Origin of the sequence: Streptomyces sp. NPDC006435, assembly GCF_040612315.1 — a bacterium.
Classification (GTDB): domain Bacteria; phylum Actinomycetota; class Actinomycetes; order Streptomycetales; family Streptomycetaceae; genus Streptomyces.
The window spans coordinates 1-24,568 of sequence record NZ_JBEXPY010000042.1 but is presented as its reverse complement, the minus strand read 5'-3'; the positions used below and the strand labels follow the sequence as shown (position 1 = coordinate 24,568).

Annotated in this window: 26 protein-coding genes and 1 pseudogene; 18 read left to right on the top strand and 9 right to left on the bottom strand. The window is 71.8% G+C overall.

The genetic code is table 11. The features are described 5' to 3' along the window. Positions 1-116 precede the first annotated feature (116 nt). From ccrA to ABZZ04_RS31010, 5 genes are read left to right on the top strand one after another with little or no spacing between them, the layout of a single operon-like run. Positions 117-1,478, top strand: coding sequence for a crotonyl-CoA carboxylase/reductase (ccrA, locus tag ABZZ04_RS31030; RefSeq protein ID WP_356935551.1), 1,362 nt, complete (start codon positions 117-119; stop codon positions 1,476-1,478). A gap of 1 nt (position 1,479) precedes the next feature. Further along, positions 1,480-3,492, top strand: coding sequence for a protein meaA (locus tag ABZZ04_RS31025; RefSeq protein WP_356935550.1), 2,013 nt, complete (start codon positions 1,480-1,482; stop codon positions 3,490-3,492). After that, a complete protein-coding gene (locus tag ABZZ04_RS31020) occupies positions 3,489-4,451 on the top strand; it encodes a CoA ester lyase (protein ID WP_356935549.1) in 963 nt (320 codons plus the stop codon). Before ABZZ04_RS31025 ends, ABZZ04_RS31020 begins: the two co-directional genes overlap by 4 nt. 2 nt (positions 4,452-4,453) lie before the next feature. Next, positions 4,454-4,981, top strand: coding sequence for a MaoC family dehydratase (locus ABZZ04_RS31015; RefSeq protein ID WP_148840240.1), 528 nt, complete (start codon positions 4,454-4,456; stop codon positions 4,979-4,981). Positions 4,982-4,983: 2 nt separating this feature from the next. Continuing rightward, the gene (locus ABZZ04_RS31010; RefSeq protein ID WP_148840239.1) at positions 4,984-6,189 is read left to right on the top strand and encodes an acyl-CoA dehydrogenase family protein; all 1,206 of its coding nucleotides are present in this window, start codon (positions 4,984-4,986) and stop codon (positions 6,187-6,189) included. 35 nt (positions 6,190-6,224) lie between these two features. On the opposite strand, the gene ABZZ04_RS31005 is transcribed toward ABZZ04_RS31010, so the two are convergent. Next, the gene (locus ABZZ04_RS31005; RefSeq protein ID WP_356935548.1) at positions 6,225-6,368 is read right to left on the bottom strand and encodes a hypothetical protein; all 144 of its coding nucleotides are present in this window, start codon (positions 6,366-6,368) and stop codon (positions 6,225-6,227) included. Positions 6,369-6,370: 2 nt separating this feature from the next. Here ABZZ04_RS31005 and ABZZ04_RS31000 point away from each other — a divergent pair, with 2 nt between their 5' ends. The 6 genes from ABZZ04_RS31000 (at position 6,371) to ABZZ04_RS30975 (ending at position 11,399) form a co-directional block, all read left to right on the top strand. Then, complete coding sequence (locus ABZZ04_RS31000) at positions 6,371-7,018, top strand: phosphatidylserine decarboxylase (protein ID WP_356935547.1); 648 nt, start codon at positions 6,371-6,373, stop codon at positions 7,016-7,018. Continuing rightward, entirely contained in the window at positions 7,005-7,862 is an 858-nt protein-coding gene (gene pssA / locus ABZZ04_RS30995; protein ID WP_262375968.1) for a CDP-diacylglycerol--serine O-phosphatidyltransferase, read from the top strand. Before ABZZ04_RS31000 ends, pssA begins: the two co-directional genes overlap by 14 nt. A 364-nt stretch (positions 7,863-8,226) precedes the next feature. After that, a complete protein-coding gene (locus tag ABZZ04_RS30990; RefSeq protein WP_356935546.1) occupies positions 8,227-8,625 on the top strand; it encodes a DUF6221 family protein in 399 nt (132 codons plus the stop codon). Positions 8,626-8,779: 154 nt separating this feature from the next. After that, positions 8,780-9,607: a PP2C family protein-serine/threonine phosphatase gene (locus ABZZ04_RS30985; RefSeq protein WP_356935545.1), complete on the top strand. Its 828-nt coding sequence runs from the start codon at positions 8,780-8,782 to the stop codon at positions 9,605-9,607. A gap of 161 nt (positions 9,608-9,768) precedes the next feature. Continuing rightward, positions 9,769-10,707: an MASE1 domain-containing protein gene (locus ABZZ04_RS30980; protein ID WP_356935544.1), complete on the top strand. Its 939-nt coding sequence runs from the start codon at positions 9,769-9,771 to the stop codon at positions 10,705-10,707. 128 nt (positions 10,708-10,835) lie between these two features. Beyond that, complete coding sequence (locus ABZZ04_RS30975) at positions 10,836-11,399, top strand: SRPBCC family protein (protein ID WP_356935543.1); 564 nt, start codon at positions 10,836-10,838, stop codon at positions 11,397-11,399. Between the two features lie 144 nt (positions 11,400-11,543). Here ABZZ04_RS30975 and ABZZ04_RS30970 read toward each other — a convergent pair whose 3' ends face one another. After that, positions 11,544-12,668, bottom strand: a complete 1,125-nt coding sequence (locus ABZZ04_RS30970; RefSeq protein WP_356935542.1) for a glycerate kinase — start codon at positions 12,666-12,668, stop codon at positions 11,544-11,546. Positions 12,669-12,802: 134 nt separating this feature from the next. Between ABZZ04_RS30970 and ABZZ04_RS30965 the strand changes: the two genes are divergently transcribed. The 3 genes from ABZZ04_RS30965 (at position 12,803) to ABZZ04_RS30955 (ending at position 15,553) form a co-directional block, all read left to right on the top strand. Further along, positions 12,803-13,297, top strand: a complete 495-nt coding sequence (locus ABZZ04_RS30965; protein WP_356935541.1) for an NUDIX hydrolase — start codon at positions 12,803-12,805, stop codon at positions 13,295-13,297. Between the two features lie 183 nt (positions 13,298-13,480). Continuing rightward, positions 13,481-14,692 (top strand): hypothetical protein, encoded by a 1,212-nt coding sequence (locus tag ABZZ04_RS30960; RefSeq protein WP_356935540.1) that lies wholly within the window; start codon positions 13,481-13,483, stop codon positions 14,690-14,692. A 93-nt stretch (positions 14,693-14,785) separates the two neighbouring features. Further along, positions 14,786-15,553 (top strand): Sir2 family NAD-dependent protein deacetylase, encoded by a 768-nt coding sequence (locus tag ABZZ04_RS30955; RefSeq protein WP_356935539.1) that lies wholly within the window; start codon positions 14,786-14,788, stop codon positions 15,551-15,553. A 12-nt stretch (positions 15,554-15,565) separates the two neighbouring features. Here the strand turns inward: ABZZ04_RS30955 and ABZZ04_RS30950 are convergent, their stop codons facing one another. After that, on the bottom strand, positions 15,566-15,967 hold the full coding sequence (locus ABZZ04_RS30950; protein WP_356935538.1) for a (2Fe-2S) ferredoxin domain-containing protein: 402 nt from the start codon (positions 15,965-15,967) through the stop codon (positions 15,566-15,568). A 333-nt stretch (positions 15,968-16,300) separates the two neighbouring features. On the opposite strand from ABZZ04_RS30950, the gene ABZZ04_RS30945 reads away from it, so the two are divergent. Beyond that, the gene (locus ABZZ04_RS30945; RefSeq protein ID WP_356935537.1) at positions 16,301-16,885 is read left to right on the top strand and encodes a TMEM165/GDT1 family protein; all 585 of its coding nucleotides are present in this window, start codon (positions 16,301-16,303) and stop codon (positions 16,883-16,885) included. 121 nt (positions 16,886-17,006) lie between these two features. Here the strand turns inward: ABZZ04_RS30945 and ABZZ04_RS30940 are convergent, their stop codons facing one another. After that, complete coding sequence (locus tag ABZZ04_RS30940; protein ID WP_356935536.1) at positions 17,007-17,531, bottom strand: methylated-DNA--[protein]-cysteine S-methyltransferase; 525 nt, start codon at positions 17,529-17,531, stop codon at positions 17,007-17,009. After that, complete coding sequence (locus ABZZ04_RS30935; protein ID WP_356935535.1) at positions 17,528-19,024, bottom strand: AlkA N-terminal domain-containing protein; 1,497 nt, start codon at positions 19,022-19,024, stop codon at positions 17,528-17,530. Before ABZZ04_RS30935 ends, ABZZ04_RS30940 begins: the two co-directional genes overlap by 4 nt. A 164-nt stretch (positions 19,025-19,188) precedes the next feature. On the opposite strand from ABZZ04_RS30935, the gene ABZZ04_RS30930 reads away from it, so the two are divergent. Beyond that, the gene (locus tag ABZZ04_RS30930) at positions 19,189-19,602 is read left to right on the top strand and encodes a hypothetical protein (protein ID WP_356935534.1); all 414 of its coding nucleotides are present in this window, start codon (positions 19,189-19,191) and stop codon (positions 19,600-19,602) included. Between the two features lie 147 nt (positions 19,603-19,749). On the opposite strand, the gene ABZZ04_RS30925 is transcribed toward ABZZ04_RS30930, so the two are convergent. Then, entirely contained in the window at positions 19,750-21,165 is a 1,416-nt protein-coding gene (locus tag ABZZ04_RS30925; protein WP_356935533.1) for an NAD(P)/FAD-dependent oxidoreductase, read from the bottom strand. An 86-nt stretch (positions 21,166-21,251) separates the two neighbouring features. On the opposite strand from ABZZ04_RS30925, the gene ABZZ04_RS30920 reads away from it, so the two are divergent. Further along, the gene (locus ABZZ04_RS30920) at positions 21,252-22,085 is read left to right on the top strand and encodes a nucleotidyltransferase domain-containing protein (RefSeq protein ID WP_356935532.1); all 834 of its coding nucleotides are present in this window, start codon (positions 21,252-21,254) and stop codon (positions 22,083-22,085) included. Positions 22,086-22,180: 95 nt separating this feature from the next. Here ABZZ04_RS30920 and ABZZ04_RS30915 read toward each other — a convergent pair whose 3' ends face one another. The 3 genes from ABZZ04_RS30915 to ABZZ04_RS30905 form a co-directional block, all read right to left on the bottom strand. Beyond that, positions 22,181-23,026, bottom strand: coding sequence for an inositol monophosphatase family protein (locus ABZZ04_RS30915; RefSeq protein WP_356935531.1), 846 nt, complete (start codon positions 23,024-23,026; stop codon positions 22,181-22,183). 69 nt (positions 23,027-23,095) lie between these two features. After that, positions 23,096-23,446, bottom strand: coding sequence for a zinc ribbon domain-containing protein (locus ABZZ04_RS30910; RefSeq protein WP_356935530.1), 351 nt, complete (start codon positions 23,444-23,446; stop codon positions 23,096-23,098). Positions 23,447-23,584: 138 nt separating this feature from the next. Continuing rightward, on the bottom strand, positions 23,585-24,316 hold the full coding sequence (locus tag ABZZ04_RS30905) for a TetR family transcriptional regulator (protein ID WP_356935529.1): 732 nt from the start codon (positions 24,314-24,316) through the stop codon (positions 23,585-23,587). Positions 24,317-24,425: 109 nt separating this feature from the next. Here ABZZ04_RS30905 and ABZZ04_RS30900 point away from each other — a divergent pair. Beyond that, positions 24,426-24,568 (top strand): annotated as a pseudogene (locus ABZZ04_RS30900) (electron transfer flavoprotein subunit beta); the annotation flags it as partial.

Genomic DNA, 24,568 nt, shown 5'->3' with positions numbered 1-24,568 from the left:
CACGCCGAAGCTTTGACAGCCGAACCGACGGCAACACCTCCACACCACACTGCTCGCCATTGCTCGCAGGGACTGCTCACGCGTTCCCGAGCGCCCCCATCCGCCGGAGGCACACCGTGAAGGAAATCCTGGACGCGATCCAATCGCAGACGGAATCGGGAAGCGGCTCCGCCGCGGTCACCACCGCGGACTTCGCGGCCCTGCCCATCCCCGAGTCGTACCGCGCGGTGACCGTGCACAAGGACGAGACCGAGATGTTCCACGGCCTCGCCACCCGCGACAAGGACCCCCGCAAGTCCTTGCACCTCGACGAGGTCCCGGTGCCCGAACTCGGGCCCGGCGAGGCCCTGGTCGCCGTCATGGCGAGCTCGGTGAACTACAACTCCGTCTGGACCTCGATCTTCGAGCCGCTCTCCACCTTCGGGTTCCTGGAGCGCTACGGAAGGCTCAGCGAGCTCACCAGGCGCCACGACCTGCCGTACCACGTCATCGGTTCCGACCTGGCGGGCGTCGTCCTGCGCACCGGTCCCGGCGTCAACGCCTGGAACCCCGGTGACGAGGTCGTCGCGCACTGCCTGTCGGTGGAGCTGGAGTCCTCCGACGGCCACAACGACACGATGCTCGACCCGGAGCAGCGCATCTGGGGCTTCGAGACCAACTTCGGCGGCCTCGCCGAGATCGCGCTCGTCAAGTCCAACCAGCTGATGCCCAAGCCGAAGCACCTCAGCTGGGAGGAGGCGGCGGCCCCGGGCCTGGTCAACTCCACCGCGTACCGCCAGCTCGTCTCCCGCAACGGCGCCGGCATGAAGCAGGGCGACAACGTGCTGATCTGGGGCGCCAGCGGCGGACTCGGTTCGTACGCGACCCAGTTCGCCCTGGCCGGCGGCGCCAACCCGATCTGTGTCGTCTCCTCGCCGCAGAAGGCGGAGATCTGCCGGAGCATGGGCGCCGAGGCGATCATCGACCGCAACGCCGAGGGCTACAAGTTCTGGAAGGACGAGCACACCCAGGACCCGCGCGAGTGGAAGCGCTTCGGCAAGCGCATCCGCGAACTGACCGGCGGCGAGGACGTGGACATCGTCTTCGAGCACCCCGGCCGCGAGACCTTCGGCGCCTCCGTCTACGTCACCCGCAAGGGCGGCACCATCGTCACCTGCGCCTCCACCTCCGGCTACAACCACGAGTACGACAACCGCTACCTGTGGATGTCGCTGAAGAGGATCGTCGGCTCGCACTTCGCCAACTACCGCGAGGCGTGGGAGGCCAACCGCCTGGTCGCCAAGGGCAAGATCCACCCGACCCTGTCGAAGGTCTACTCCCTGGAGGAGACCGGCCAGGCCGCGTACGACGTCCACCGCAACCTCCACCAGGGCAAGGTCGGCGTGCTGGCCCTGGCCCCGCGCGAGGGGCTCGGCGTCCGGGACGAGGAGATGCGCGAGAAGCACATCGACGCCATCAACCGATTCAGGAACGTCTGACATGAGCGGCCGTCAGAAGGACCGCCCGTGGCTCATGCGGACGTACGCCGGTCACTCGACCGCCGAGGCGTCCAACGAGCTCTACCGGCGCAACCTCGCCAAGGGCCAGACCGGCCTGTCGGTCGCCTTCGACCTGCCGACGCAGACCGGCTACGACCCCGACCACATCCTCGCCCGCGGCGAGGTCGGCCGGGTCGGCGTGCCGGTGTCGCACCTCGGTGACATGCGCCGGCTGTTCCAGGACATCCCGCTGGAACAGATGAACACCTCGATGACGATCAACGCCACCGCGATGTGGCTGCTGGCGCTCTACCAGGTGGTCGCGGAGGAGCAGGGCGCCGACATCACCCGGCTCCAGGGGACGACGCAGAACGACATCGTCAAGGAGTACCTCTCGCGCGGGACGCACGTCTTCCCGCCGGGCCCCTCCCTGCGGCTGACCACCGACATGATCACGTACACGGTCCGGCACATCCCGAAGTGGAACCCGATCAACATCTGCAGCTACCACCTGCAGGAGGCGGGCGCCACCCCGGTCCAGGAGATCGCGTACGCCATGTCGACGGCCATCGCGGTCCTGGACGCCGTGCGCGACTCCGGCCAGGTGCCCGAGGAGAAGTTCGGCGACGTGGTCGCGCGGATCTCCTTCTTCGTGAACGCGGGCGTCCGGTTCATCGAGGAGATGTGCAAGATGCGGGCCTTCGGCCGCATCTGGGACCGGATCACCAGCGACCGGTACGGCATCACCGACCCCAAGCAGCGCCGCTTCCGCTACGGCGTCCAGGTCAACTCGCTCGGCCTGACCGAGGCGCAGCCGGAGAACAACGTCCAGCGCATCGTCCTGGAGATGCTGGCCGTCACGCTCTCCAAGGACGCCCGCGCCCGCGCCGTGCAGCTGCCGGCCTGGAACGAGGCGCTGGGGCTCCCCCGGCCCTGGGACCAGCAGTGGTCGCTGCGCATCCAGCAGGTCCTCGCGCACGAGAGCGACCTGCTGGAGTACGAGGACATCTTCGCCGGGTCGCACGTCATCGAGGCCAAGGTCGACGAGCTGGTCGCCGAGTCGCTCGCCGAGATCGACCGGATCCAGGAGATGGGCGGCGCCATGGCGGCCGTCGAGTCCGGCTACCTGAAGTCCGAGCTGGTCTCCTCGCACGCCGCCCGCCGGGCCCGGATCGAGGGCGGCGAGGAGAAGATCGTCGGCGTCAACATCCACGACACGACGGAGCCGAACCCGCTCACCGCCGACCTCGACGGGGCGATCATGACGGTCGACCCCGCCAACGAGGCCGGGGTCGTGGCGGCCCTGCACCGGTGGCGCGACGACCGGGACGAGGCCCGCGCCGGTGACGCCCTGGCCGCCCTGAAGAAGGCCGCCGCGGGCACCGGGAACCTCATGGAGGCGACCCTGGAGTGCGCCCGCGCGGGCGTCACCACCGGCGAGTGGTCCTGGGCGCTGCGGGACGTCTTCGGCGAGTTCCGGGCCCCGACGGGCGTCTCGTCCGCCCCGGTCGCGGTGACCGCCGAGGCCGGCACGCCGCTCGCCCTGGTCCGCGAGAAGGTCGCCGGGACCGCGGCCGACCTGGGCGCCGGACGGCTGCGGCTGCTGGTCGGCAAGCCGGGCCTGGACGGGCACTCCAACGGCGCCGAGCAGATCGCCGTACGGGCCCGTGACGCCGGCTTCGAAGTCGTCTACCAGGGGATCCGGCTGACCCCCGAACAGATCGTCTCGGCCGCGCTCGCCGAGGACGTGCACTGCGTCGGCCTGTCGATCCTGTCCGGCTCGCACGCCGAGCTCGTGCCCGACGTGCTCACCAGGCTGCGCGAGGCGGGCGCCGCCGACATCCCGGTGATCGCGGGCGGGATCATTCCGCCCGCCGACGCCGCGGCCCTGGTCGGGGCCGGTGTCGCCGCCGTATTCACCCCGAAGGATTTCGGTATCACGGAGATCATCGGCCGTATCGTCGACGAGATCCGGAAAGCGAACAAGCTCGACCCTCTGGAGGTCCCCGCATGACTGCCGTCAATCGTCTGCGTCCGCGCCGCTCGTGCCTGGCCGTGCCCGGCTCGAACCCGCGGTTCCTGGAGAAGGCCCAGGGCCTCCCCGCCGACCAGGTCTTCCTCGACCTGGAGGACGCCTGTGCGCCGCTCGCCAAGGAGGGTGCCCGGCACACCATCGTCGACGCGCTGAACAACGGCGACTGGACGGGCAAGACCCGGGTCGTGCGGGTCAACGACTGGACCACCCACTGGACCTACCGCGACGTCATCACGGTCGTCGAGGGCGCCGGCCAGAACCTCGACTGCATCATGCTGCCCAAGGTCCAGGACGCCCAGCAGGTCGTCGCCCTCGACCTGCTGCTGACCCAGATCGAGAAGACGATGGGCTTCGAGGTCGGCCGGATCGGCATCGAGGCGCAGATCGAGAACGCCAAGGGCCTGGTGAACATCGACGACATCGCCGCCGCCTCGCCCCGTCTGGAGACGCTGATCTTCGGCCCGGCCGACTTCATGGCGTCGATCAACATGAAGACCCTGGTCGTCGGTCAGCAGCCGCCCGGCTACCCGGCGGACGCCTACCACTACATCCTGATGCGCATCCTGATGGCGGCCCGCACGCACGACCTCCAGGCGATCGACGGCCCCTTCCTCCAGATCCGCGACGTGGACGCGTACCGCGAGGTCGCGGGGCGTGCGGCGGCGCTGGGCTTCGACGGCAAGTGGGTGCTGCACCCCGGTCAGGTCGAGGCGGCCAACGAGGTGTTCTCGCCCTCGCAGGAGGACTACGACCACGCCGAGCTGATCCTCGACGCGTACGAGTGGTGCACCTCGGAGGAGGGCGGCAAGAAGGGTTCGGCGATGCTCGGCGACGAGATGATCGACGAGGCCAGCCGCAAGATGGCCCTCGTCATCGCGGGCAAGGGCCGCGCCGCCGGCATGCAGCGCACCTCCAAGTTCGAAGCCCCGGAGGCCTGATCATGCAGTTCGGACGCACGTACGAGGAGTTCGAGGTCGGTGCGGTCTACAAGCACTGGCCCGGGAAGACGGTCACGGAGTACGACGACCACCTCTTCTGTCTGCTGACCATGAATCATCACCCGCTGCACATGGACAGCAACTACGCGGAGCGGACGACCGACTTCGGGAAGAACGTCGTCGTCGGCAACTACATCTACTCGCTGCTGCTCGGCATGTCCGTGCCGGACGTCTCCGGAAAGGCCATCGCCAATCTGGAGATCGAGTCGCTGAAGCACGTCGCGCCGACCTTCCACGGCGACACGATCTACGGCGAGACGACCGTTCTCGACAAGACGCCGTCGAGGTCGAAGAGCGACCGCGGAATCGTTTACGTGGAAACCAAGGGGTACAAGCAGGACGGCACGCTCGTCTGCGTGTTCCGCCGCAAGGTGATGGTCCCCACCGAGACGTACATCAAGGAGCGCGGCGGGGAGCAGCCCGGCCGTCCCGAGCTGAACCAGCCTTCGCAGAAGAACGTGGAGAAGTAGCCATGACGCGACTCGCCCAGACCGCCGGCCTCAACGACGTCCAGCGGGAAATCCTCTCCACGGTCCGGGATTTCGTCGACAAGGAGATCATCCCGGTCGCGACCCAACTGGAGCACCGTGACGAGTACCCCACCGAGATCGTGGAGGGCCTCAAGGAACTCGGCCTGTTCGGGCTGATGATCCCCGAGGAGTACGGCGGCCTGGGTGAGTCGCTTCTCACATACGCGCTGTGCGTGGAGGAGATCGCCCGCGGCTGGATGAGCGTCTCGGGAATCATCAACACGCACTTCATCGTGGCGTACATGCTCAAGCAGCACGGCACCCAGGAGCAGAAGGACACCTTCCTGCCGCGAATGGCGCTGGGCGAGGTCCGGGGCGCGTTCTCGATGTCCGAGCCGGCGCTGGGCTCGGACGTCTCGGCGATCACCTCCAAGGGCGTCCGGGACGGCGAGGAGTACGTCCTGAACGGCCAGAAGATGTGGCTGACGAACGGTGGCACGTCCTCGCTCGTCGCCGTTCTGTGCCGGAGTGACGAAGGACACCCCGAGGGGACGGCCCCGCACAAGTCGATGACGACATTCCTGGTGGAGAAGGAACCCGGATTCGGCGAGGTCCGCCCCGGCCTCACCATTCCCGGCAAGATCGACAAAATGGGATACAAGGGTGTCGACACGACCGAACTCATCATGGACGGGCTGCGCATTCCGGCCAATCGGGTGCTGGGCGGCACCACCGGTCGAGGGTTTTACCAAATGATGGACGGCGTCGAGGTCGGCCGGGTGAATGTGGCGGCGCGTGGCTGCGGTGTCGCGCAGCGTGCGTTCGAACTCGGCGTTTCCTACGCACAACAGCGCCAGACCTTCGGAAAGCCGATCGCCCAGCACCAGGCCATCCAGTTCAAGCTGGCCGAAATGGCCACCAAGGTCGAGGCCGCCCATGCAATGATGGTGAACGCGGCCCGCAAAAAGGACTCCGGGGAACGAAACGACCTGGAGGCAGGGATGGCGAAGTACCTCGCCTCCGAATACTGCAAGGAAGTCGTCGAGGACGCCTTCCGTATCCACGGCGGCTACGGCTTCTCAAAGGAGTACGAGATCGAGCGCCTCTACCGGGAGGCCCCGATGCTGCTCATCGGCGAAGGTACCGCCGAGATCCAGAAAATGATCATTGGGCGCCGACTCCTCGAGGAGTACCGGTTCCAGGGGTGATTGTCCCTTTCAAGGTGATTTAGCCGCGAAGAAGATCACACCCTGTCATCCTCGGTCAGTGCCTTCCAGCCGTCCGACTCGGCTGCTGGCTTGCCCAGTTGCGGCTCGCAACCGATAACATCGCCGGAAAAGCCGCCGTCCCCCGTTGCCAGCGCGGCATCATCCGCTACGAAGGTCATCCATGCCCGACAGCCAAACCTCTGCACCACGCGGCGGGGTCCGCCTTGCACGCGGAGCTTCGCCGTGGCTCCTCCCGACCGTCGCCACCGCGGCACTCAGCCTCGCCCGGGCCCGCAAGTCCGGACGCTGGGCCGCGGTGGCCGTGCCCACCACCGCGCTCGCGGCGGGCATGCTGTGGTTCTTCCGCGACCCCGAGCGCGAGATCACCCGCGGCCGAGTGATCTCACCGGCCGACGGAGTGGTGCAGAGCATCATGCCGTGGAAGGACGGGCGCACCCGCGTCGCGATCTTCATGAGCCCGCTGAACGTCCACGTCAACCGCGCGCCGCTGGCCGGCACGGTGGCCTCGGTCGAGCACGTCCCCGGCGGGTTCGTTCCGGCGTTCAACAAGGAGAGCGAGAACAACGAGCGCGTTGTCTGGCACTTCGACACCGAGCTCGGTGACATCGAGATGGTGCAGATCGCCGGTGCGGTCGCCCGGCGCATCGTCCCGTACGTCCCGCAGGGTACGAAGGTGGAACAGGGCGAACGCATCGGCCTGATCCGCTTCGGCTCGCGGGTCGACATCTACCTTCCGGAAGGTGTCGATGTCGCGGTCGAGGTCGGCCAGGCCACCACCGCGGGGGTGACTCGAATTGACCGTGATTGATCCCGACACACAGGCCGGCTGGGTGCCGGAGGCGGAGTCCGAGGAGGACGCCGGCGAGGACATGCCGCTCTCTCTGCGGCTGTCGATAGCGGATACCCTCACACTCGGCAACGCCACCTGCGGATTCATGGCGGTGTACTTCACCACCACCGGAATCCTCATTCCGCACCTCACGGGCAGTGACGAGAGCGGCATGGCGCGGCACTCCGCGGCCACCGCCGTCATCCTGATGCTCCTCGCGGCGGTCTTCGACCTCTTCGACGGGCTCGTGGCCCGCAAGCTGCGCTCCTCGCCGATGGGGGCCGAGCTGGACAACCTCTCGGACCTGATCAGCTTCGGGCTCGCCCCGGCGTACTTCGTCCTCGTGTACGGCATGGTCGCGGACGACGCGCACCAGCGGGTGTCCGCGCTGGCGGCGGTCGTGGTGCTGCTGGCGGTGGTGCTCAGACTCGCCAGATTCTCCTGCGTGACCATGAAGGACGGCATGTTCCAGGGCATGCCGAGCCCCTTCGGAGCGCTCACGGTCGTCTCGATCGTGCTCCTGGAGCTGCCCTTCGTGCCGACGCTCCTCGCGATCGTCGGCGTGGCGTGGCTGATGGTCAGCCGGGTCGAGTACCCGAAGCCGCGGGGCATCCTCGCGGTGGCGATGCTCAGCTGGATCGTGGCCGCGATGGGGCTGCTCGCCGCCTGGGCGTTCGACGCCCCCGGCGGTCAGCTGCTGCTCCAGACCGGCTGCGCGCTCCAGGTGGTCCTGGGCGCGGTCATTCCGCTCTTCGCGACGGCCCGGCGGGTGAACACCTTCCGCGGCAACCGGCGCGAGGCGCGGGCGGCGCAGCTGCCGTAGCGCACACGACGGAACGGAAGGGCCCGGGTGCTCCCCAGCACCCGGGCCCTTCCGCATGCCGGGGGGGGCGGGACCGGCCGATGCGATGTGCCGGATTCGTCTGCCTCCGCGGCGATTCGCCGGGACCGGCCGGGGGCACGGGCACAGTATGTTGGGCCCATGGGAACGGGGGCTTCTTCCACGGCTGTCCGCGCCGGCTCATCCTCGGGATGGGCCGGCGCCTTCGTGTGTCCTCCCGCCCGGACCGGCCCGTCCTCCCCGCAGGCACCTGGCCGTCCGGAGCGGTGAGCAGCCGGTCGAACGGCGGTGCCGGACGTGTGCGCCGCCCCGGATCAGGCCATGACGATGAAGGATTCGGAACCCGATGACAGACAACGCCGAGATGATCGATTTCGTCCGGGCGCGACTCGCCGAGGAAGAACGGATCGCGCAGGGGGCGGGCGGCGACAGCTGGCGCTGCCCGGCCGATGTGCCCGGTGAGGTGCACGACCGGTCCGGGGGCATCGCGTTCAGCGTGCGGAATCTCGGTTTCGACCAGCACATCGCCTTCCAGGACCCGGCGCGCACGCTGCGCCGCATCGAGACGAGCCGGGTGCTCCTGAACGAGTACGCGGAGGTGGCCGACCTGGACACCGACCGCCCCGAGCACGATTTCCGGTCCGGCCGGGCGGTGGGGCTGGGATTCGCCGTCCGCCAGCTCGCCGCGGAGCACGCCGGCCATCCCGAGTACCGGGCCAGGTGGCTCCCCCGGTTCATCCAGTAGCCCCGGCCCCGGGCCGGAGGAACGCCCCGGGCGGCGCCCCGTTCCCGTACTGGCGCCGGGGCGGCCCGCTCCGTGCCCCTGCCACGGACCCCCTGCGCGTGACGGCGGGAGGTTAAGGTTTCAAAAGGGGACGGATCGGACTGCCGGGGATGCCATGCACCGACACCGCAGCGCACCGGACGACCCCGAGGAGCTCCTGCTCACCCTCGGGAGTCTGGTCGACCGGGCCCTGGAGAACATCGAGCTCCACCGGGTCAGGGCGGAACTGGGCATGGCGCTGCAGCGGCATCTGCTCCCGGCCGGGCTGCCCGAGTTCCCGGGGCTGCGGATCGGCGTCCGTTACGCGCCCTCGCAGGACGGGCTGGCCATCGGCGGCGACTTCTACGACGCGTTCCCGATGCGGGACGGGGCGACGGGGATCGTCATCGGCGACGTGCAGGGGCACGGGGTGGAGGCCGCCGCCTTCATGGGCGAGGCACGGGCCGGTCTCAGGGCGCTCGCCGACATGACGACCGACCCCGGCGAGGTGCTGGCCCGCGCCAACGAGCTGCTGATCTCGCTGGACTGCGAGCTGTTCACGACCTGCTGTCTGCTGCGTGTCGTCCCGGAACGGGGTGAGTTCTTCGTGGCCAGGGCCGGACACGTGCCGCTCGTGTGGGGCACCGACTCGGGCGACCGCGGGGTCTGTCTGGACGCCGGCGGCATGCCGCTGGGGATACTGCGCGACCAGCCGTACCCGGTGACCCGCCGGGGGCTGGCGGGGCCGGGGTATCTGGTCCTGCTGACCGACGGGGTCGTGGAGGGGCCGTCCTGTCCGATCGACGAGGGGCTCGCCGCGGTGGCGGAGCTGGTCGGCGCCGCGGACGGGGCAGACCCCGACGAGCTGGCCGCACGGGTGATCCGGGTGGCGGACCTGACCGGTCACGAGGACGACGCCGCCGTGCTCGTCGTCCGCCACGACGGCACGGCGGACACCGGCTGACGGAACGGGCCGGGGCGGGTACGGCCGGGCGGGGCGGGTACGGCGCGAGCGGCAGGAGGCGGGCCGGGCATACGCCGGGGGCGCCTCTTCGTCCGCGGCATCGGCGGAACGTCGGCGTGCCCGGCCCTGCGGGATGTCCCGGTGTGGTGTCTGATGCTGCTGTGGTGGACAGAGCGCGGCTCCGGCGGCGGGCGGTCACGGTCCTGACGGTTCTGGGGGTGGCCGCCTGTTACTGCGCGACGGCCCGTCTGGGGCTGCTCCAGCAGCTGGTGCACGGCCAGGTCACCCCGCTGTGGCCGCCGACCGGGATCGCGATGGCGGCGCTGCTCGTGTTCGGTGTGCGGATCTGGCCCGCGATCGCGCTCGGGGCGCTCGTCGTCAACGGCACCATCGACCCCTCGCCGCTGTCGGTGCTGCTCATCACCGCCGGGAACACCCTCGCCCCGCTCTGCTCGTTCCTGCTGCTGATGCACGTGGGCTTCCACAGGGACCTCGACCGGCTGCGGGACGCGCTGGCACTGGTCTTCCTCGGCGCCCTGGCCGGCACGCTGATCAGCGCGTCCGCGGGTTCCGGCGCCCTCGTCCTGTCCGGGGCGCTCCCGGCCGCCCAGTTCTGGCCGACCTGGCTGGTCTGGTGGACGGGCGACGCCATGGGCGTCATGGTCGTGACGCCGTTCCTGCTGGCCGCCCGCAGGGCCCGGTGGCCGCGCGACGTCGGCCCGGCGCGGTGGATCGAGGCGACCGCGCTGGTGGCCGCCACCCTGACCGCCACCCTCCTGGCGACCGACACGGTCCCCTCGCTGCTGTTCCTCGTGTTCCCCTTCCTTATCTGGGCAGCCTTCCGCTTCGAGCGGGCCGGCGCCGCGTGCTGCGCGCTGGGCGTGTCCACGTTCGCGATCCTGGCCGCCGGGCGGATGACCGGCCCCTTCGCCGAGCACGGCCTGGTCGCCGACATGATCGTCCTCCAGGCGTTCAACGGGGTCACCGCGCTCACCGCGCTGCTGCTCGGCGCGGCCGTCACCGAACGCAACCGCACCCACCACGAGATCCGGCGGCTCTGCGCGCGGCTCTCCGAGAAGCTGGCCCGACGGGACCCGTGAGTCACTCCATCGGTCGTGCGACGGGTGCGCGAACCGGTGAACCGGAGCAGGCTGATGGGCGACGGCACCGCGACGAGGGCAACCGGACGCCGATACCCGGGCGGACGGGCGCCGTAAGAGGTGGAGCCATGCCCCATGTGTCTGCGAATGTCCATGTGTCCCGCCCCGCCGACGAGGTCTTCTCGTTCCTCCGGGATCCGCGGAACCTGGCCGAGTGGTCGTCGAGCATCGACCGGGTGATCGACGGCCCCATCGCCGCCGAACTCGGCGACGAGTACATCTGCAAGTTCCCGGGCAGGCGACGGGCGCACCGTCTCCGGTGCACCGCGAGCGCCCCCGTCGATTACCTGGTCTTCCGGGGGGCCGGCATGTGGACCCCGCTGGGCCGGCACTCCCCGGAGCTGGAGTTCCGGCTCAGTCCGAGCCTCCGGGGCACGACGGTCACCGTTTCGGTCAGGCCCCATCTGGACGGCGGCATGATCATTCTCGCGCCGTTCGTGACGATGGCCTGGCGCCGTGACCTGCCGTCGGAGCTCCAGTGCCTGGCCGACCTGCTGGCCGGCGGGAACGGCTCCGGCCCGCGCCCCGACGAGGACGTGGACCCGGGCGCCCCCGGAGCGGAGGCCGGCGGGGACGGCACCGGGGAGGCCGTCGACGGGAGCGGCCTGGGAACCGCGCCGTCCGTCGGATGACGTGCGGGCGGTGCCCCGGGCCGGGGCGCGGGCGGGTGATCGGCACGGATGCCGCCCCGCCCGCCCCAAAGCTCCGTGAGCCGGGCGGTCCCGGCGGACCGGGCCCGTCCGGCGGGGGCGGTCACCGCGGCCGGCCGGGGCGGGCTACCGGGCCCGTGTCAGGAAGTCGTGCGCGATCGCCTCGGCGGCGCGTTCCAGCAGGGGCCCCGCCTGGGCCATCGAGACCGCCGGGTCCGGCTCCAGGTCCGCCAGGGCGTACGCGCGGCTGATGCCGGCCCCGGTCAGGGCCTCCTGCGACAGCGCCAGCCGGCCGCAGACCGCGACGACCTCGATGCCCGCGGCGCGGGCCGCGGCGGCCACTCCCGCCGGCGCCTTGCCGTGGAGGGTCTGCTCGTCGAGCGACCCCTCCCCGGTGATCACCAGGTCGGCGCGGGCCAGCGCGGGGGCGAAGCCCAGGACGTCGAGCATGACCTCGATGCCGGGGCGGAACCGGGCGCCGAGGGCGACCAGCGCCCCGTAGCCGATGCCGCCCGCCGCTCCCGCTCCGGGCAGCCTCGCGTGGTCCGGGCCGAGGACGGACGCGTAGTGGGCGAGCGCGGCGTCGAGGACCGCGATGTCGTCCTCGGTCGCGCCCTTCTGCCTGCCGTAGACCTCGGGGGCGCCCTTCGGCCCCGTCAGCGGGTTGTCGACGTCGCTGGCGAGGATCAGGTCCACACCGGCCAGTCGCGGATCGAGTCCGGACAGGTCCGCCTCGGCCAGTGCGGCGAGGCCGCCGCCACCGGGGCCGACGGGTTTGCCGTCCGCGTCCAGGAAACGGGCGCCGAGCGCGGCCAGCATGCCCGCGCCGCCGTCCGTGGTCGCGCTGCCGCCGACCCCGAACACGATGGTCCGGGCCCCCGCGTCGAGCGCGGCGGCCAGCAGCTCGCCGGAACCGTACGTCGTGGCCGTGAGCGGGGCGAACACCCCCGCGGGCAGGTGCTGGAGCCCCGACGCCTCGGCCATCTCCACCACCGCCGTGGTGTCGCGCAGCGCGTACGCCGCGGTCACCGGGCCGCCGAGGGGGCCGGTCACCCGGGCCTCGCGGCGCTCGAATCCGGCGGCCACCGCCGCCGCCACCGTGCCGTCGCCGCCGTCGGCCACGGGCAGGGTCTCGACCCGTGCCCCGGGGGCGACCCGCCGCAGCCCGGCCGTCACCCGCTCCGCGACCTGCACGGCCGTGAGCGAGCCCTTGAACTTGTCCGCCGCGACGAGCACACGTGCGGTCTCCATCACTGCTCCGTCCGCCACCTTGCATCCCTTGCTCTCGAACAGGCAGTCGCGCCGCCCCGACCCTATCCGCAGCGGATACCCGCTGCCCAGAGCCGCCGGGCCGCTCCGCGCGCGGACCCCGCTACGCTGCACGCGTGACCACCACCGACTACGCCACCTACATCGCGGGGCTCCCCCGGGTACTGGCCGCCGCGGCCACGCTGTTCCAGGACGACCGGGGGCGCGTGCTGCTCGTCGAGCCGAACTACCGGGAGGGCTGGGCCCTGCCAGGCGGAACGATCGAGTCCGACGAGGGCGAGAGCCCGCGCCAGGCCGCCCGGCGCGAGACGGCCGAGGAGATCGGACTCGACGTCGAGCCGGGGCGGTTGCTCGCCGTCGACTGGTCGCGCAGTCCGCAACGGCCGCCGATCGCCGCGTACCTGTACGACGGCGGAGTGCTCGGCGAGGCCGATCTGAAGGCGATCCGGCTGCAGGAGGAGGAGCTCCTGTCCTGGAAGCTGGTGGAGCGCGACGCGCTGGACCGCCACCTCCTCGGCACCCTCGGGCCGCGGCTGTGGGCGGCGCTGGACGTCCTCGACTCCGGCGGCGGCACGGTGGAGCTGGTGGACGGCCGCCCGGTGGCCGACTGAGCAGCGAACCGCTCCACCCCCTCCTTCACCCCATTCGCCCCGTATTCCCCTCGTGTCCCGTTGTCCTGACGGCCCATCACCGGTATTCCGGACGACGGCTGCCGGACGCGTGAGTTCAGATGCCATTCGTCCGCAGTCCACGCTCGACCGGCATCATCCGGACTCCACGGATGCGGAGGGATCATGCGTACGCACACAGGACACCTCGGCGGACCGCTGGCCGCGATCGTCGCGGCCGTGTTCGCCTGCACGGCAGTTGTCACCACGGCCTCGACGGCGCTCGCGGAGCCGGTGCCGTCCCCGGCCCGCCCCGCGCACGGCGGGCTGCCGTCGTCGGTCGACGGGGGCGCCTGGCGGTCCGGCCACGTCCAGGGCATGGCCATCGACCGCCGCAAGGGCTTCATGTACTTCTCGATGACCAACCTGCTGGTGAAGACCGATCTCAGGGGCAACCCGGTCGGCTCGGTCACCGGTTTCACCGGCCACCTCGGCGATCTGGACTTCAACGAGCGGGACGGCCGGGTCTACGGCTCGCTGGAGTACAAGGAGGCGAAGTCCTTCTACATCGCGATCCTCGACGTCGACCGGATCACCCGGATGGACATGGACGCCCAGACCACGGGGGTCGTCTCGACCGTCTACCTCAAGGAGGTGGTGAAGGACTTCACCGCCGACATGAACGGCGACGGCGTCTTCGACGGCGACACGGGCAGGACGCCCGACCACCGGTACGGCTGCAGCGGCATCGACGGCGTCGCGTTCGGTCCGGCGTTCGGCGACCGGCGCGGCGAGCACGCCCGGAAGAAGCTGACGGTCGCCTACGGCGTGTACGCCAACGCCGACCGCACGGACAACGACCACCAGGTGCTGCTCCAGTACGACGTCGCCCGGTGGAAGAAGTACGAGCGCCCGCTGACCGAGTCGGCCCCGCACACCAGCGGCCCCGCCCGGGTCGACGGCAAGTTCTTCGCGTACACCGGGAACACCACGTACGGCGTGCAGAACCTGGAGTACGACGGGCACAGCGGCAACTGGCTGATGGCCGCCTACAAGGGCACCAAGCCGGGCTTCCCCAACTACTCGGTCTTCGCGCTGGACGGGGCCCGGAAGCCGGTTCGCGGTCCGATCCGCGGCCAGCAGGACCCGGAGCGCGGCCTGCTGCTCCCCCTGCTGCGGGAGGGCGCGCACGACGCGGCGAGCGGCACGTACGGGTGGCCGGCGCCGGGGCAGTACGGACAGTACGGGCTGGTCTCGCTGGACGACGGGCGGTTCTACGTCGCGCGCAGCGGCACCCTCCAGGACGGCGGGGTCACCAAGCAGACCGCCCGCGCCGAGCTGAACACCTGGACGGGCCTGACCCCGTCGCCGTTCGGTCCCGTGGCCCCCACCGCCTGACCGCGGCGCCGGACCGCCGCCCGTGACGCCCGGCACCGGGCGAAGTCGAAATCGTCTCGCGGGCGGCGCCCGGTGCTGCGTACGCTCGGGGCCATGACTCTCGTCGCGATCCTCAGCGGCGCCGGTGTCTCCACCGACTCCGGCATTCCCGACTACCGCGGCCCCAAGGGCCTCTGGCGCAAGGATCCGGAGGCCGAGAAGCTCGTCACGTACGACTTCTACATGGCCGACCCGGACATCCGCCGCCGCTCCTGGCAGATGCGCCGCGACAGTGCGGCCTGGAACGCCGAGCCGAACGCGGCCCACCGCGCGGTCGTGGAGCTGGAGCGGTCCGGCACGCCGGTGCGGGTGATCACGCAGAACGTGGACGGTCTGCACCAGCTCGCCGGGCTCCCCGCCCGCAAGGTCCTGGAACTGCACGGGACCGCGCGCGAGGTGGTCTGCACCTGCTGCCACACCCGCTCCTCCATGGCCGACGCGCTGGCCCGGGTCGAGGAGGGCGATCCCGATCCGTCGTGCGAGGTCTGCGGCGGCATCCTGAAGTCGGCGACGGTCATGTTCGGCGAGCGGCTCGATCCGATGGTGCTGGGGCAGGCCATGGCGGTCGCCAAGGGGTGCGAGGTGTTCGTCGCGGTCGGTACGACGCTCCAGGTGCAGCCCGCCGCGTCGCTGGCCGGGATCGCGGTGGACCACGGCGCCCGGCTGATCGTGGTGAACGCGGAGCCGACGCCGTACGACGAACTGGCCGAGGAGGTCGTGCGCGAGCCCATCGGCACGGCCCTTCCCGCGCTGCTGAGGCGGCTGGCGGCGGAAACCGGGACGGCTCCCGGCACGGACTCCGGTACGGCTCAGGGGAGTTGAGACGGGGAGCCGTCAGTCCCCCAGCTCCCGTTGCACACGGCGCGAGGGGCGGAACACGTACAGGTCGAGGATCGCGGGCGGGTCCGCCAGCCCCGGTCCGCCCGCCCCGACCCAGGCGGCTATGTCCGCCACGGCGTCCGGGTCGTTGACCAGCCCGAGCCAGACCGGCCGGCCGCCCGCCCTGCGGCCCTCCGCCGACGGCTGCACGACGATCACATCGGCCTGCTCGCAGGCGTCGAGGCAGTCCACCACGCGCACCGTGGCGGAGTCACCGAGCGAGCTCCGCAGCCCGGCGAGCTGACCGGCGTGGTCCACGTCCGGGATCTTCGGCGTCCCGCAGCAACAGCCCCGGCAGACGCTGACGGTGGGCCGGGGCGTTCCCCCGGTGGGTGCGGTCCTGCGTGTGCGGCTCATGCGTGGGCGCTTCCGGTACCGGCTCGGATGATCACCACGGGACTGTACCGGCCCCACCGCCGGGTCGAACATCCGCGCTGCCCCGTGGGCGGGTGGGGTAGAGTTGACGGCTGCGAAGGGGAGTAGCCCCGCAAACCGGTCGTCGACACACTGGAGCCCTCGGGTTCCCGGTGGCCGGGCCCGTGGATCATGGCGGGCGGGCGAGACCTTCGGTCAGGTATGACACGCCCGCGCCCGTGGGCGCTGACGTCATGCCGGGCCGAGTGGTCCTCCGAGAGCCGTCCGGCGCTTCGCGAAGGCCCGGGGCCCGGCTCTCACAGAAAGCCACCCGGAATGCACCTCGACCCCCTGGCGATCCTCACCGCCTTCGGGCTGATCTTCCTCGCGGAACTCCCCGACAAGACGATGTTCGCGTCGCTTGCCATGGGCACCCGCATGCGGCCGCTGTACGTCTGGTTCGGTACCTCGTCCGCGTTCATCGTGCACGTCGCCATCGCGGTGGGGGCGGGCAGCCTGATCGGACTGCTGCCCGACTGGATCGTGAAGCTGGTGTCGGCCTCCCTCTTCGCCTTCGGCGCGTTCATGCTGCTGCGCTCCGGTGGCGACGATGACGACGACGAGGCCGGCAGCAAGACGGTTACCGGTTTCTGGCCGGTCTGGTCGACCGCGTTCATGGCAGTCTTCATCAGCGAGTGGGGCGACCTCACCCAGATCACCACGGCCAACCTGGCCGCGAGCAACGGCACCTGGTCCACGGCGATCGGGTCGGCGGCGGCCCTGATGTCCGTCTCGGCGCTGGCGCTGCTGGCGGGGCAGTTCATCGCGAAGCGGGTGCCGCTGAAGACGGTCCAGCGGATCGGCGGGATCTGCATGCTGGGGCTGGCGATCTGGACCCTGGTGGAGATCTTCACCGGCTGATCCCGGCCGACCGGCCCCGGCACTTCCCGATCGCCCCGAGGGCGGTCCCGGACGTTCCCGTCCGGGACCGCCCTCGTGCCTGTCCGGGGCCGCCCTCGTGTCTTTCTCGCACGGGACGGTGTCAGAAGAGCGCCGGGGTGTCGTCCTGCGTGCCGCTCTCGAAGGCCAGCAGCCGCTGCTTGCGGTCGAGCCCGCCGCCGTAGCCGGTGAGTCCGCCCGAGGCCCCGATGACGCGGTGGCAGGGGACGATGATGCCCACCGGGTTCTTGCCGTTGGCGAGCCCCACCGCGCGCGAGGCACCCGGTTTGCCGAGGATCTCGGCCAGTTCGCCGTACGAGCGGGTCTCGCCGTACGGGATGTGCCGGAGCTGCTCCCAGACGCTGCGCTGGAACGGGGTGCCGTCCAGGTGCAGCGGCAGGTCGAACTCGTGCAGTTCACCGGCGAAGTAGGCGTCGAGCTGGCGGACGGTCTCCGCGAAGGGCCGCGGGTCCGGTTCCCCGAAGGTCTCCTCGGGCGGGCGGTGACGCTGCCCGGTCATGTAGAGGCCGGAGAGGGTCCCGTCGGTGGCGACGAGGGTCAGCGGGCCGTAGGGGCTGTCGACGACCGTGTGCCGCCGGGGCGCCGTGCTCGTGGGTTTCGTGGTCATGACTGGTCTTCCCGGCTTTCTCGGGTGGGCAGGTGGTTGATGGGGTGGTCGTCCACGGTCCACAGGTACTGGACCGCGTATGCCCGCCAGGGCCGCCAGGCCGCCGCGCGGGCGGTGAGTGCCGCGGGGGTTGACGGGATGCCGAGCTTCCCGGCCGCGCGCCGGATGCCGAGGTCCGTGGGGAGGAAGGCGTCGGGGTCGCCGAGCGCCCGCATCGCGATCACCTCCACGGTCCAGGGTCCGAAGCCGGGCAGGGCGGCCAGTTCGGCCCGGGCCCGTTCCCAGTCGGTGCCGGTGCCGAGGCCGAGCGATCCGTCGGCCAGCGCCCCGACGAGCGTGGTGAGGGTGGTGCGGCGGCTGCGCGGCAGGGCGAGCCGTTCGGGGTCGAGTCCGGCGAGCGCCCCGGGGGTCGGGAAGAGGTGGGTGAGGCCGCCCTCCGGGTCGTCGACGGGGGTGCCGTGCGCGGTGACCAGACGGGCGGCGTGGGTGCGGGCGGCGGCGGTCGAGACCTGCTGGCCGAGCACGGCCCGGACGGCGAACTCCGCCTCGTCGACGGTGCGCGGGACCCGCCGGCCGGGGGCCTCATCGACCAGGGGCGCGAGCAGCGGATCGGCGCGCAGCTGTTCGTCGACGGCCGTCGGGTCGGCGTCCAGGTCGAGCAGCCAGCGGCAGCGGCTGATGGCGAGGGTGAGGTCCCGCGGATCGGTGAGGGAGAGGCGGCAGGCGATGTGGCCGGGCTGCGGGGAGAGGGCGACGGTGCCGTGTCCGTACCGCAGGGTGAGCGTGCGGCGGTAGGCGCCGTCCCGCCACTCCTCGACGCCGGGGACCGCGGTCGCGGCGAGGTGGCCGAAGAGGTTGCTGGGGTTGAGCGGGGCCCGGTACGGCAGCCGCAGTACGATCGTGCCCGGGGTGGCGGGAGGGTTCGCGGAGCGGGCGGCGCGGCTGCGCAGCTCGCCCGGGGCGAGCGCGAAGACCTCGCGGACGGTCTCGTTGAAGGTGCGGATCGAGGAGAACCCGGCGGCGAACGCGACTTCGGCCATGGGCAGCGCGGTCGTCTCGATGAGGAGCCTCGCGGTCTGGGCGCGCTGGGCGCGGGCCAGGGCGAGCGGGCCCGCGCCGAGTTCGGCGAGCAGTTGGCGTTCGATCTGCCGGGCGGAGTAGCCGAGCCGGGCCGCGAGCCCGGGAACGCCCTCGCGGTCGACGACGCCGTCCCGGATGAGGCGCATCGCCCGGGCCACGGAGTCGGCCCGGGCGTTCCATTCCGGGGAGCCGGGGCTGGTGTCGGGCCGGCATCGCTTGCAGGCCCGGAACCCGGCCTGCTGGCAGGCGGCGGCGCTGGGGTAGAAGGTCATGTTCTCGACCTTGGGCGGCACGACGGGGCAGCTGGGGCGGCAGTAGATCCGGGTGGTCAGGACCGCCGTGAAGAACCAGCCGTCGAAGCGGGCGTCCTTGGACCGGACGGCCCGTGCGCAGCGCTCGGTGTCGGTGTACATGCCTCAAGCATCCGGTACGGACCCCTGGAGGGCTGGCGGAATTCCGACATCGACGCGGCGCTGCCAGGCCCCTTCGGATTCGCCTCCTCGCCCGTCGGCGGCGTTTCGCCGTTCCGTCCGGTAAAACGGTGGATGGCGGGGCTCCGGTCGGCCATGCTCCCGGGATGGAGCGAACCGTCGATCTCGACCGGGCCGCCGCCGTGCTCGCCGACCGGGCAGCGCCCTGGCGCGACCGCGGAGTGGTGTTCGAACCGGTGACGTGGCGGGACGCGGAGGCGTCCTGGCCCCAGCCGCTGGAAACCGACCGGGCGCGGGTGGGCGACCCCGACTCCCTGGGGGTCCTCGCCCGCGGTCCGGACGACACCGAGCTGTTCGTGGTGCTGTTCCGGGGCGGCTGGGCCGATGTCGAGTTCATCGCCTCCCTCGACGACTTCGGGATGCTCCCGGCCTCGGACATCGTCTCCGCCGAGGACTTCGGGGACCGGCTCGCGCAGTGGCTGCGGCGCGTCTTCGACCCGCCCCGCGGCGAGTCCCCGCAGGCATGGTCGTGCGCGTCCGACGGGGTGCACGGGGAATGACCGGAAACGGGCGGGGAACGGCGGGCGATCCGGGCCCGGCCGCCCCGTCCGCCCCGGCTGCGTGCCCGGGGCCGTACGCCCTCCCTTCGCGGTGACGCCGGGCGGCCGGCCCGTACCGCGCCTTTCGGGCCGCCCCCGGAACCGCCGTCAGGACGCCCGGAGCCGTCGCCAGACCGCCTTCGCCGCGTGGTGGCCGGACATCCCGTGCACACCGGGGCCGGGCGGGGTGGCCGAGGAGCACAGGAACACCGCCGGGTGCGCCGTCGCGTACGGAACGCGGGCGAGCTTGGGGCGGAGCACCGTCTGCAGCCCGGCGAACGCACCGCACGCGATGTCGCCGTCGACGTAGTTGGCGTTGCGCGCGGCGAGTTGCGGCGGCCCGGCGACCGCGCGGGCGAGCACCAGGTCGCGGAAGCCGGGGGCGAAGCGCTCCAGCTGGCGTTCGATGACGTCGGTGGCGTCGCCCTCCCAGCCCGCCGGGACGTGCCCGTAGGCCCAGAAGACGTGCCGGCCCTCGGGCGCGCGGGACGGGTCGATCAGGCTGGGCTGTGCGGTGATCAGGAACGGCACGCTCGGGTCCTGCCCCTTCACCGCGGCCGTCAGCGCGGAGTCGATCTCTCCCGCGGTGGGGCCGATGTGGACCGTTCCGGCGCGGCGGGCCTCCTCCGCGGTCCAGGGGACGGGGCCCGACAGGGCGTAATCGACCTTGAAGCAGGAGGCCCCGTACCGGTAGCCGCTGTAGGCCCGGCCGAGCCCCGCGATGCGGGCGACGGCGGTCGGTGAGGTGTCGAAGACGTAGGCGCGGGCGGGCGGGAGTTCGTCGATCCGCTTGACCTCCGTACCCGTGTGGATCGTGCCGCCCTGTTCGCGCAGGTACGAGGCGAGGGCGTCGGAGATGGCCTGCGATCCGCCGCGCGGCACGGGCCAGCCCTTCTCGTGCGCCGCCAGCGCGAAGAGCAGGGCGATCCCGCCGGTGGCCAGGCCGCTGGTGGGGGCTATGGCGTGGGCGGCGAGCCCGGCGAACAGTCCGCGCGCCTTCTCCCCGCCGAAGCGGCGGGAGATCAGCGAGGCGGGCTGGAGCGCGTCGAGCCCGAACCGCACCCAGCGGTACGGATCGCGGGGCAGCCCGTCCCACGGGGTGCGCAGGAAGTCCTCGGCGAGGGTGTCCCAGTGGCCGAGGTACGGGGCGACGAGCCTGCGGTACGCGCCCGCGTCCCGTGCGCCCAGCGACATGGCGCTCTCCCCCACCGAGCCGGTGAGCACGGCGGCCGTGCCGTCCGGGAACGGGTGGGCGAGCGCCAGTTCGGGCTGGAGCCACTCCAGGCCGTGCCGGGCGAGCGGCATCGCGCCGAACGCGGGCGAGCCGATGCCCAACGGGTGGACGGCGGAACAGGGGTCGTGGCGGAAGCCGGGGAGGGTCAGTTCCTCGGTGCGGGCACCGCCCCCGACGGTCCCCTCCGCTTCGAAGACCTCCACGGCGAAACCGCGGCGGGCCAGTTCGACCGCGGCGGTGAGTCCGTTGGGGCCCGCCCCCACGACAACTGCATCGAGCATCGACGGCACCTTCGGACTCCTTCGTCAGCCGACGGCCAGGGCACCCAGGATATTCCGAGGCGTCGGCGCCCCGGCCGGGGGTAGGGTCACGCGCGATGAACCCACTGAACTCCCTTGCCGCGCCCGTGCCCTCCCACATCCTCGACATGGCCTCCCGCCTGGCCGATCTGCCCGGAATCCGGGCCGTCGCCCTGGGCGGCAGCCGGGCCCGGGGCGCCCACCGCCCGGACTCCGACTGGGATCTGGGCCTGTACTACCGCGGCACGCCCGACGTGGCCGCGCTGACCGCGCTGGCGTCCGAGGTGCAGGGCGCCCCGGCCGAGGTCGCCGGTCCCGGCGGCTGGGGCCCCTGGGTCGACGGCGGGACGTGGCTGCGGGTGGACGGCGTCGCGGTGGACTGGATCCTGCGCGACCTGGATCGGGTCGAGGCGGTCTGGGAGGACTGCCGCGAGGGCCGCTTCGAAGTGGGTGTGCAGCCCGGGCATCCGTTGGGCTTCTGGTCCCCCGCGTACCCCGGCGAGGTCGCGATGGGCCGCGTACTGGCCGATCCGCGGGGCGAGTTGACGGCCCTTCAGGAACGTACGAGGCACTATCCGGAGCCGCTGCGCGCCGCGCTCGTCGGGGCCGCGTGGGAGGCGGACTTCTCGGTGGCGGCCGCCCGCAAGTCGGCGCCCGGCGGTGACACGCTCCACGTCGCCCTGTGCCTGTCGCGGGCGTTCGGCGTCCTGGCCCAGTCCCTGCACGCCCACCATCGTGTCTGGTGCCTCAACGAGAAGGGCGCCACGGCCGCCGCGGCGGCGCTGCCGGACACTCCGGCGGGCTATGCCGACCGGGTCGGCGCGGTGCTGCGTGGGCTGGACGGGGCCGCGGTGGAGCGGGCGGCGGAACTGGTGCGCGAGGTGCGGTCGGTGATCACGCCGGTCTCCTGACCCGGACCGGCCGTGCGTCCCGGGCACGGCTCGGCCGGTCCGGGACCGGTACGGCGGGGCTGCTCCCGGCGGCCGCGGCCGCCGGGAGCAGCCGGTCAGGCTCCGGTGCGCAGCGCTTCGAGGACGCGTGCGGCGGTCGCCTCGTCGCGTGCCGCGGTGAATGGCAGGTCGTTGCCGCCCGCGATGCGGAACGGGACGCCGGAGAGGGTGGCCTGGGCGCCGCCCGCCTCGGTGACCAGCAGCAGGCCCGCCGCGTGGTCCCAGGCGTACTCCCAGTTGAAGGCGACGGCGTCCTTGTCGCCGCGGGCGATGTCGAGGTATTCGAGCCCCGCCGAGCCGCAGGGGCGGGCGTCGATGCCCTCGGTGCGCAGACCGAGCAGGGCGCGCTTCTGGGCGTCGGTGGTGTAGTCGGGGTGCGACATCGCCACGCGCAGGACTGCGCCGGGGGCGGGTGCCCCCGACCGTATCGGCCTGCCGTTGAGCGTGGCGCCGCGACCGCGGACCGCGATCGCCATCTCGTCCAGGGCCGGTGCGTACGTCCACGAGGCGAGGAGCTCGCCGCGGTGGGCGAGGGCCACCAGGGTGCAGAAGCCCTGCTCGCCGCGGACGAACTGGCGGGTGCCGTCGACCGGGTCGACGATCCACACCGGGGCGTCGCCGCCCAGTGCGTCGTACACCCCCGGGTCGGCGTGGACCGCCTCCTCGCCGACGACGACGGAGCCGGGCAGGAGCTTGGTGAGGGAGGCGGTGAGGTGTTCCTCGGCGAGGCGGTCGGCGACGGTGACGAGGTCGTGCGGGCCGTTCTTCTCGACGATCTCGTGCGCGGCCAGCTGCCGGTGGCGGGGCATGATCTCGGCAGCGGCGGCGGCGCGCACCGCCGCCTCGACCTCGGTCAGGTGTCCGGCGTCCCCGGCGGTCTCGGCGAGAAAGTCATCGATCATGCCCCCAGCCAATCATGTCCCTCCCGGGCGCCGACGACCCGGTGGTGACGGGGGCGTGACCGGCCGGCGTCAGTACCAGTCGTCGTGCCCCGGCGGGTCGCAGAGTTCGAAGACCACCTCTCCCGTGTCCGGGCCCTCGACGACGGCCGGGCGCACCCGGGCTCCGACCATCACCCGGTCCGGCGCGGCGCCCACGACCCGGCAGCGGAACACGAAGCCCTCGGGGAACCGGACGAGGGACTCGTTGCGGGCCGCCTCGGTGTAGCGGTGCACCACGCCCGACCGCACCACGATGCCCGGACCGGCGCTGTGTTCGGACTCCAGGTCGCTCGACGCGCACACCGGGCACAGCAGCCTCCGGAAGGAGGCCGTGCCGCACCAGCGGCATCGGTGGTAGGTCAGGCCGGCTTCCTCATGCACCGTCCGCGCGGTGCCACTCGACGACTGGGACACGTTCGACCCCCTGCGCTCGGCTCGGAGCGCGCCGCGTCTGCGCGTCGGCACGCGTCCGCACCATAGGGCACTGAGTGTCGAAACGTAAAGACACTCAGTGCCAGATCATGCCGTTCCCGGTCGTCCGCCCTGCCCGATGGCCGATTCGACCTGCTGGACGACGCGCCACATCGGGGCACCCTTCGCCGCGACCATCACCACCACGTCACCGTCGCCGTCGGCGGGGGGCGGCGCCGTGTTTCCGTCCATCCCGCTCCCCCACACCCGGCGCACCAGTCCGAGCGCGTGGTCGACGGCGGCCTCCGCGTCGCCCTCGCCGCCCGAGCGCAGCCAGCTCCGCAGCCCGTTGTTGTGCGCGGCGACCACGGACGCGGCGATCACCTCGGCCCGCAGCGCGCCGTCGGCCGATTCGCCGTACCGGGCCCGGAGGTAGCCGGCCAGCGTCTGTTCGTACCGGCGCACCACGGACAGTTCGTAGGTGCGCAGCCCGGGCACCTCCCGGGTGAGCCGGTAGCGCTGGACGGAGAACTCCGGGTTGGCGGAGTACATCCGCAGCACCAGCCGGGCCGCGTCGCTCACCACGTCGACCGGCTCGGCGTCGCCGGCCTCCGCCAGGAAGGCGGTCATGTCGGCGAGGCACCGCTCGTGGTCCGGGAAGACCGCGTCCTCCTTGGAGGGGAAGTACCGGAAGAACGACCGGCGCCCGACCCCGGCCCGCGCCACGATGTCGTCCACCGTCGTCCGCTCGAAGCCCCGCTCCAGGAAGAGCTGGAAGGCCGCCTCGGCGAGCACCTCCCGCATGGGGGCCTTCTTCGCCGGTCTGCGTGCGTCAGTCATGCCGGGAACGTAGCACCGAAAGGAGCTTTCTGGCACCGGGTTCCTTTACAGAGGGTACTGAGTGCCATAATGTCATTTCTACGAACCGCACCCAGGTAGGAGAGCCGGCGTGAGCTTGAGGATCGTTGTCTGTGTGAAGTACGTGCCCGATGCCACAGGTGAGCGGCGTTTTGCCGATGATCTGACGGTGGACCGTGAGGATGTGGACGGTCTGTTGTCGGAGCTCGACGAGTACGCGGTGGAGCAGGCGTT

Excerpts from the sequence above, each read along its gene's own strand:
- ABZZ04_RS31025 (WP_356935550.1), top strand. The coding sequence starts at position 1,480 with ATGAGCGGCCGTCAGAAGGACCGCCCGTGGCTCATGCGGACGTACGCC.
- ABZZ04_RS31020 (WP_356935549.1), top strand. The coding sequence starts at position 3,489 with ATGACTGCCGTCAATCGTCTGCGTCCGCGCCGCTCGTGCCTGGCCGTG.
- ABZZ04_RS31015 (WP_148840240.1), top strand. The coding sequence starts at position 4,454 with ATGCAGTTCGGACGCACGTACGAGGAGTTCGAGGTCGGTGCGGTCTAC.
- ABZZ04_RS31010 (WP_148840239.1), top strand. The coding sequence starts at position 4,984 with ATGACGCGACTCGCCCAGACCGCCGGCCTCAACGACGTCCAGCGGGAA.
- ABZZ04_RS31005 (WP_356935548.1), bottom strand. The coding sequence starts at position 6,368 with ATGACCTTCGTAGCGGATGATGCCGCGCTGGCAACGGGGGACGGCGGC.
- ABZZ04_RS31000 (WP_356935547.1), top strand. The coding sequence starts at position 6,371 with ATGCCCGACAGCCAAACCTCTGCACCACGCGGCGGGGTCCGCCTTGCA.
- ABZZ04_RS30990 (WP_356935546.1), top strand. The coding sequence starts at position 8,227 with ATGACAGACAACGCCGAGATGATCGATTTCGTCCGGGCGCGACTCGCC.
- ABZZ04_RS30985 (WP_356935545.1), top strand. The coding sequence starts at position 8,780 with ATGCACCGACACCGCAGCGCACCGGACGACCCCGAGGAGCTCCTGCTC.
- ABZZ04_RS30975 (WP_356935543.1), top strand. The coding sequence starts at position 10,836 with ATGCCCCATGTGTCTGCGAATGTCCATGTGTCCCGCCCCGCCGACGAG.
- ABZZ04_RS30970 (WP_356935542.1), bottom strand. The coding sequence starts at position 12,668 with ATGGAGACCGCACGTGTGCTCGTCGCGGCGGACAAGTTCAAGGGCTCG.
- ABZZ04_RS30960 (WP_356935540.1), top strand. The coding sequence starts at position 13,481 with ATGCGTACGCACACAGGACACCTCGGCGGACCGCTGGCCGCGATCGTC.
- ABZZ04_RS30955 (WP_356935539.1), top strand. The coding sequence starts at position 14,786 with ATGACTCTCGTCGCGATCCTCAGCGGCGCCGGTGTCTCCACCGACTCC.
- ABZZ04_RS30950 (WP_356935538.1), bottom strand. The coding sequence starts at position 15,967 with ATGAGCCGCACACGCAGGACCGCACCCACCGGGGGAACGCCCCGGCCC.
- ABZZ04_RS30945 (WP_356935537.1), top strand. The coding sequence starts at position 16,301 with ATGCACCTCGACCCCCTGGCGATCCTCACCGCCTTCGGGCTGATCTTC.
- ABZZ04_RS30940 (WP_356935536.1), bottom strand. The coding sequence starts at position 17,531 with ATGACCACGAAACCCACGAGCACGGCGCCCCGGCGGCACACGGTCGTC.
- ABZZ04_RS30935 (WP_356935535.1), bottom strand. The coding sequence starts at position 19,024 with ATGTACACCGACACCGAGCGCTGCGCACGGGCCGTCCGGTCCAAGGAC.
- ABZZ04_RS30930 (WP_356935534.1), top strand. The coding sequence starts at position 19,189 with ATGGAGCGAACCGTCGATCTCGACCGGGCCGCCGCCGTGCTCGCCGAC.
- ABZZ04_RS30920 (WP_356935532.1), top strand. The coding sequence starts at position 21,252 with ATGAACCCACTGAACTCCCTTGCCGCGCCCGTGCCCTCCCACATCCTC.
- ABZZ04_RS30915 (WP_356935531.1), bottom strand. The coding sequence starts at position 23,026 with ATGATCGATGACTTTCTCGCCGAGACCGCCGGGGACGCCGGACACCTG.
- ABZZ04_RS30905 (WP_356935529.1), bottom strand. The coding sequence starts at position 24,316 with ATGACTGACGCACGCAGACCGGCGAAGAAGGCCCCCATGCGGGAGGTG.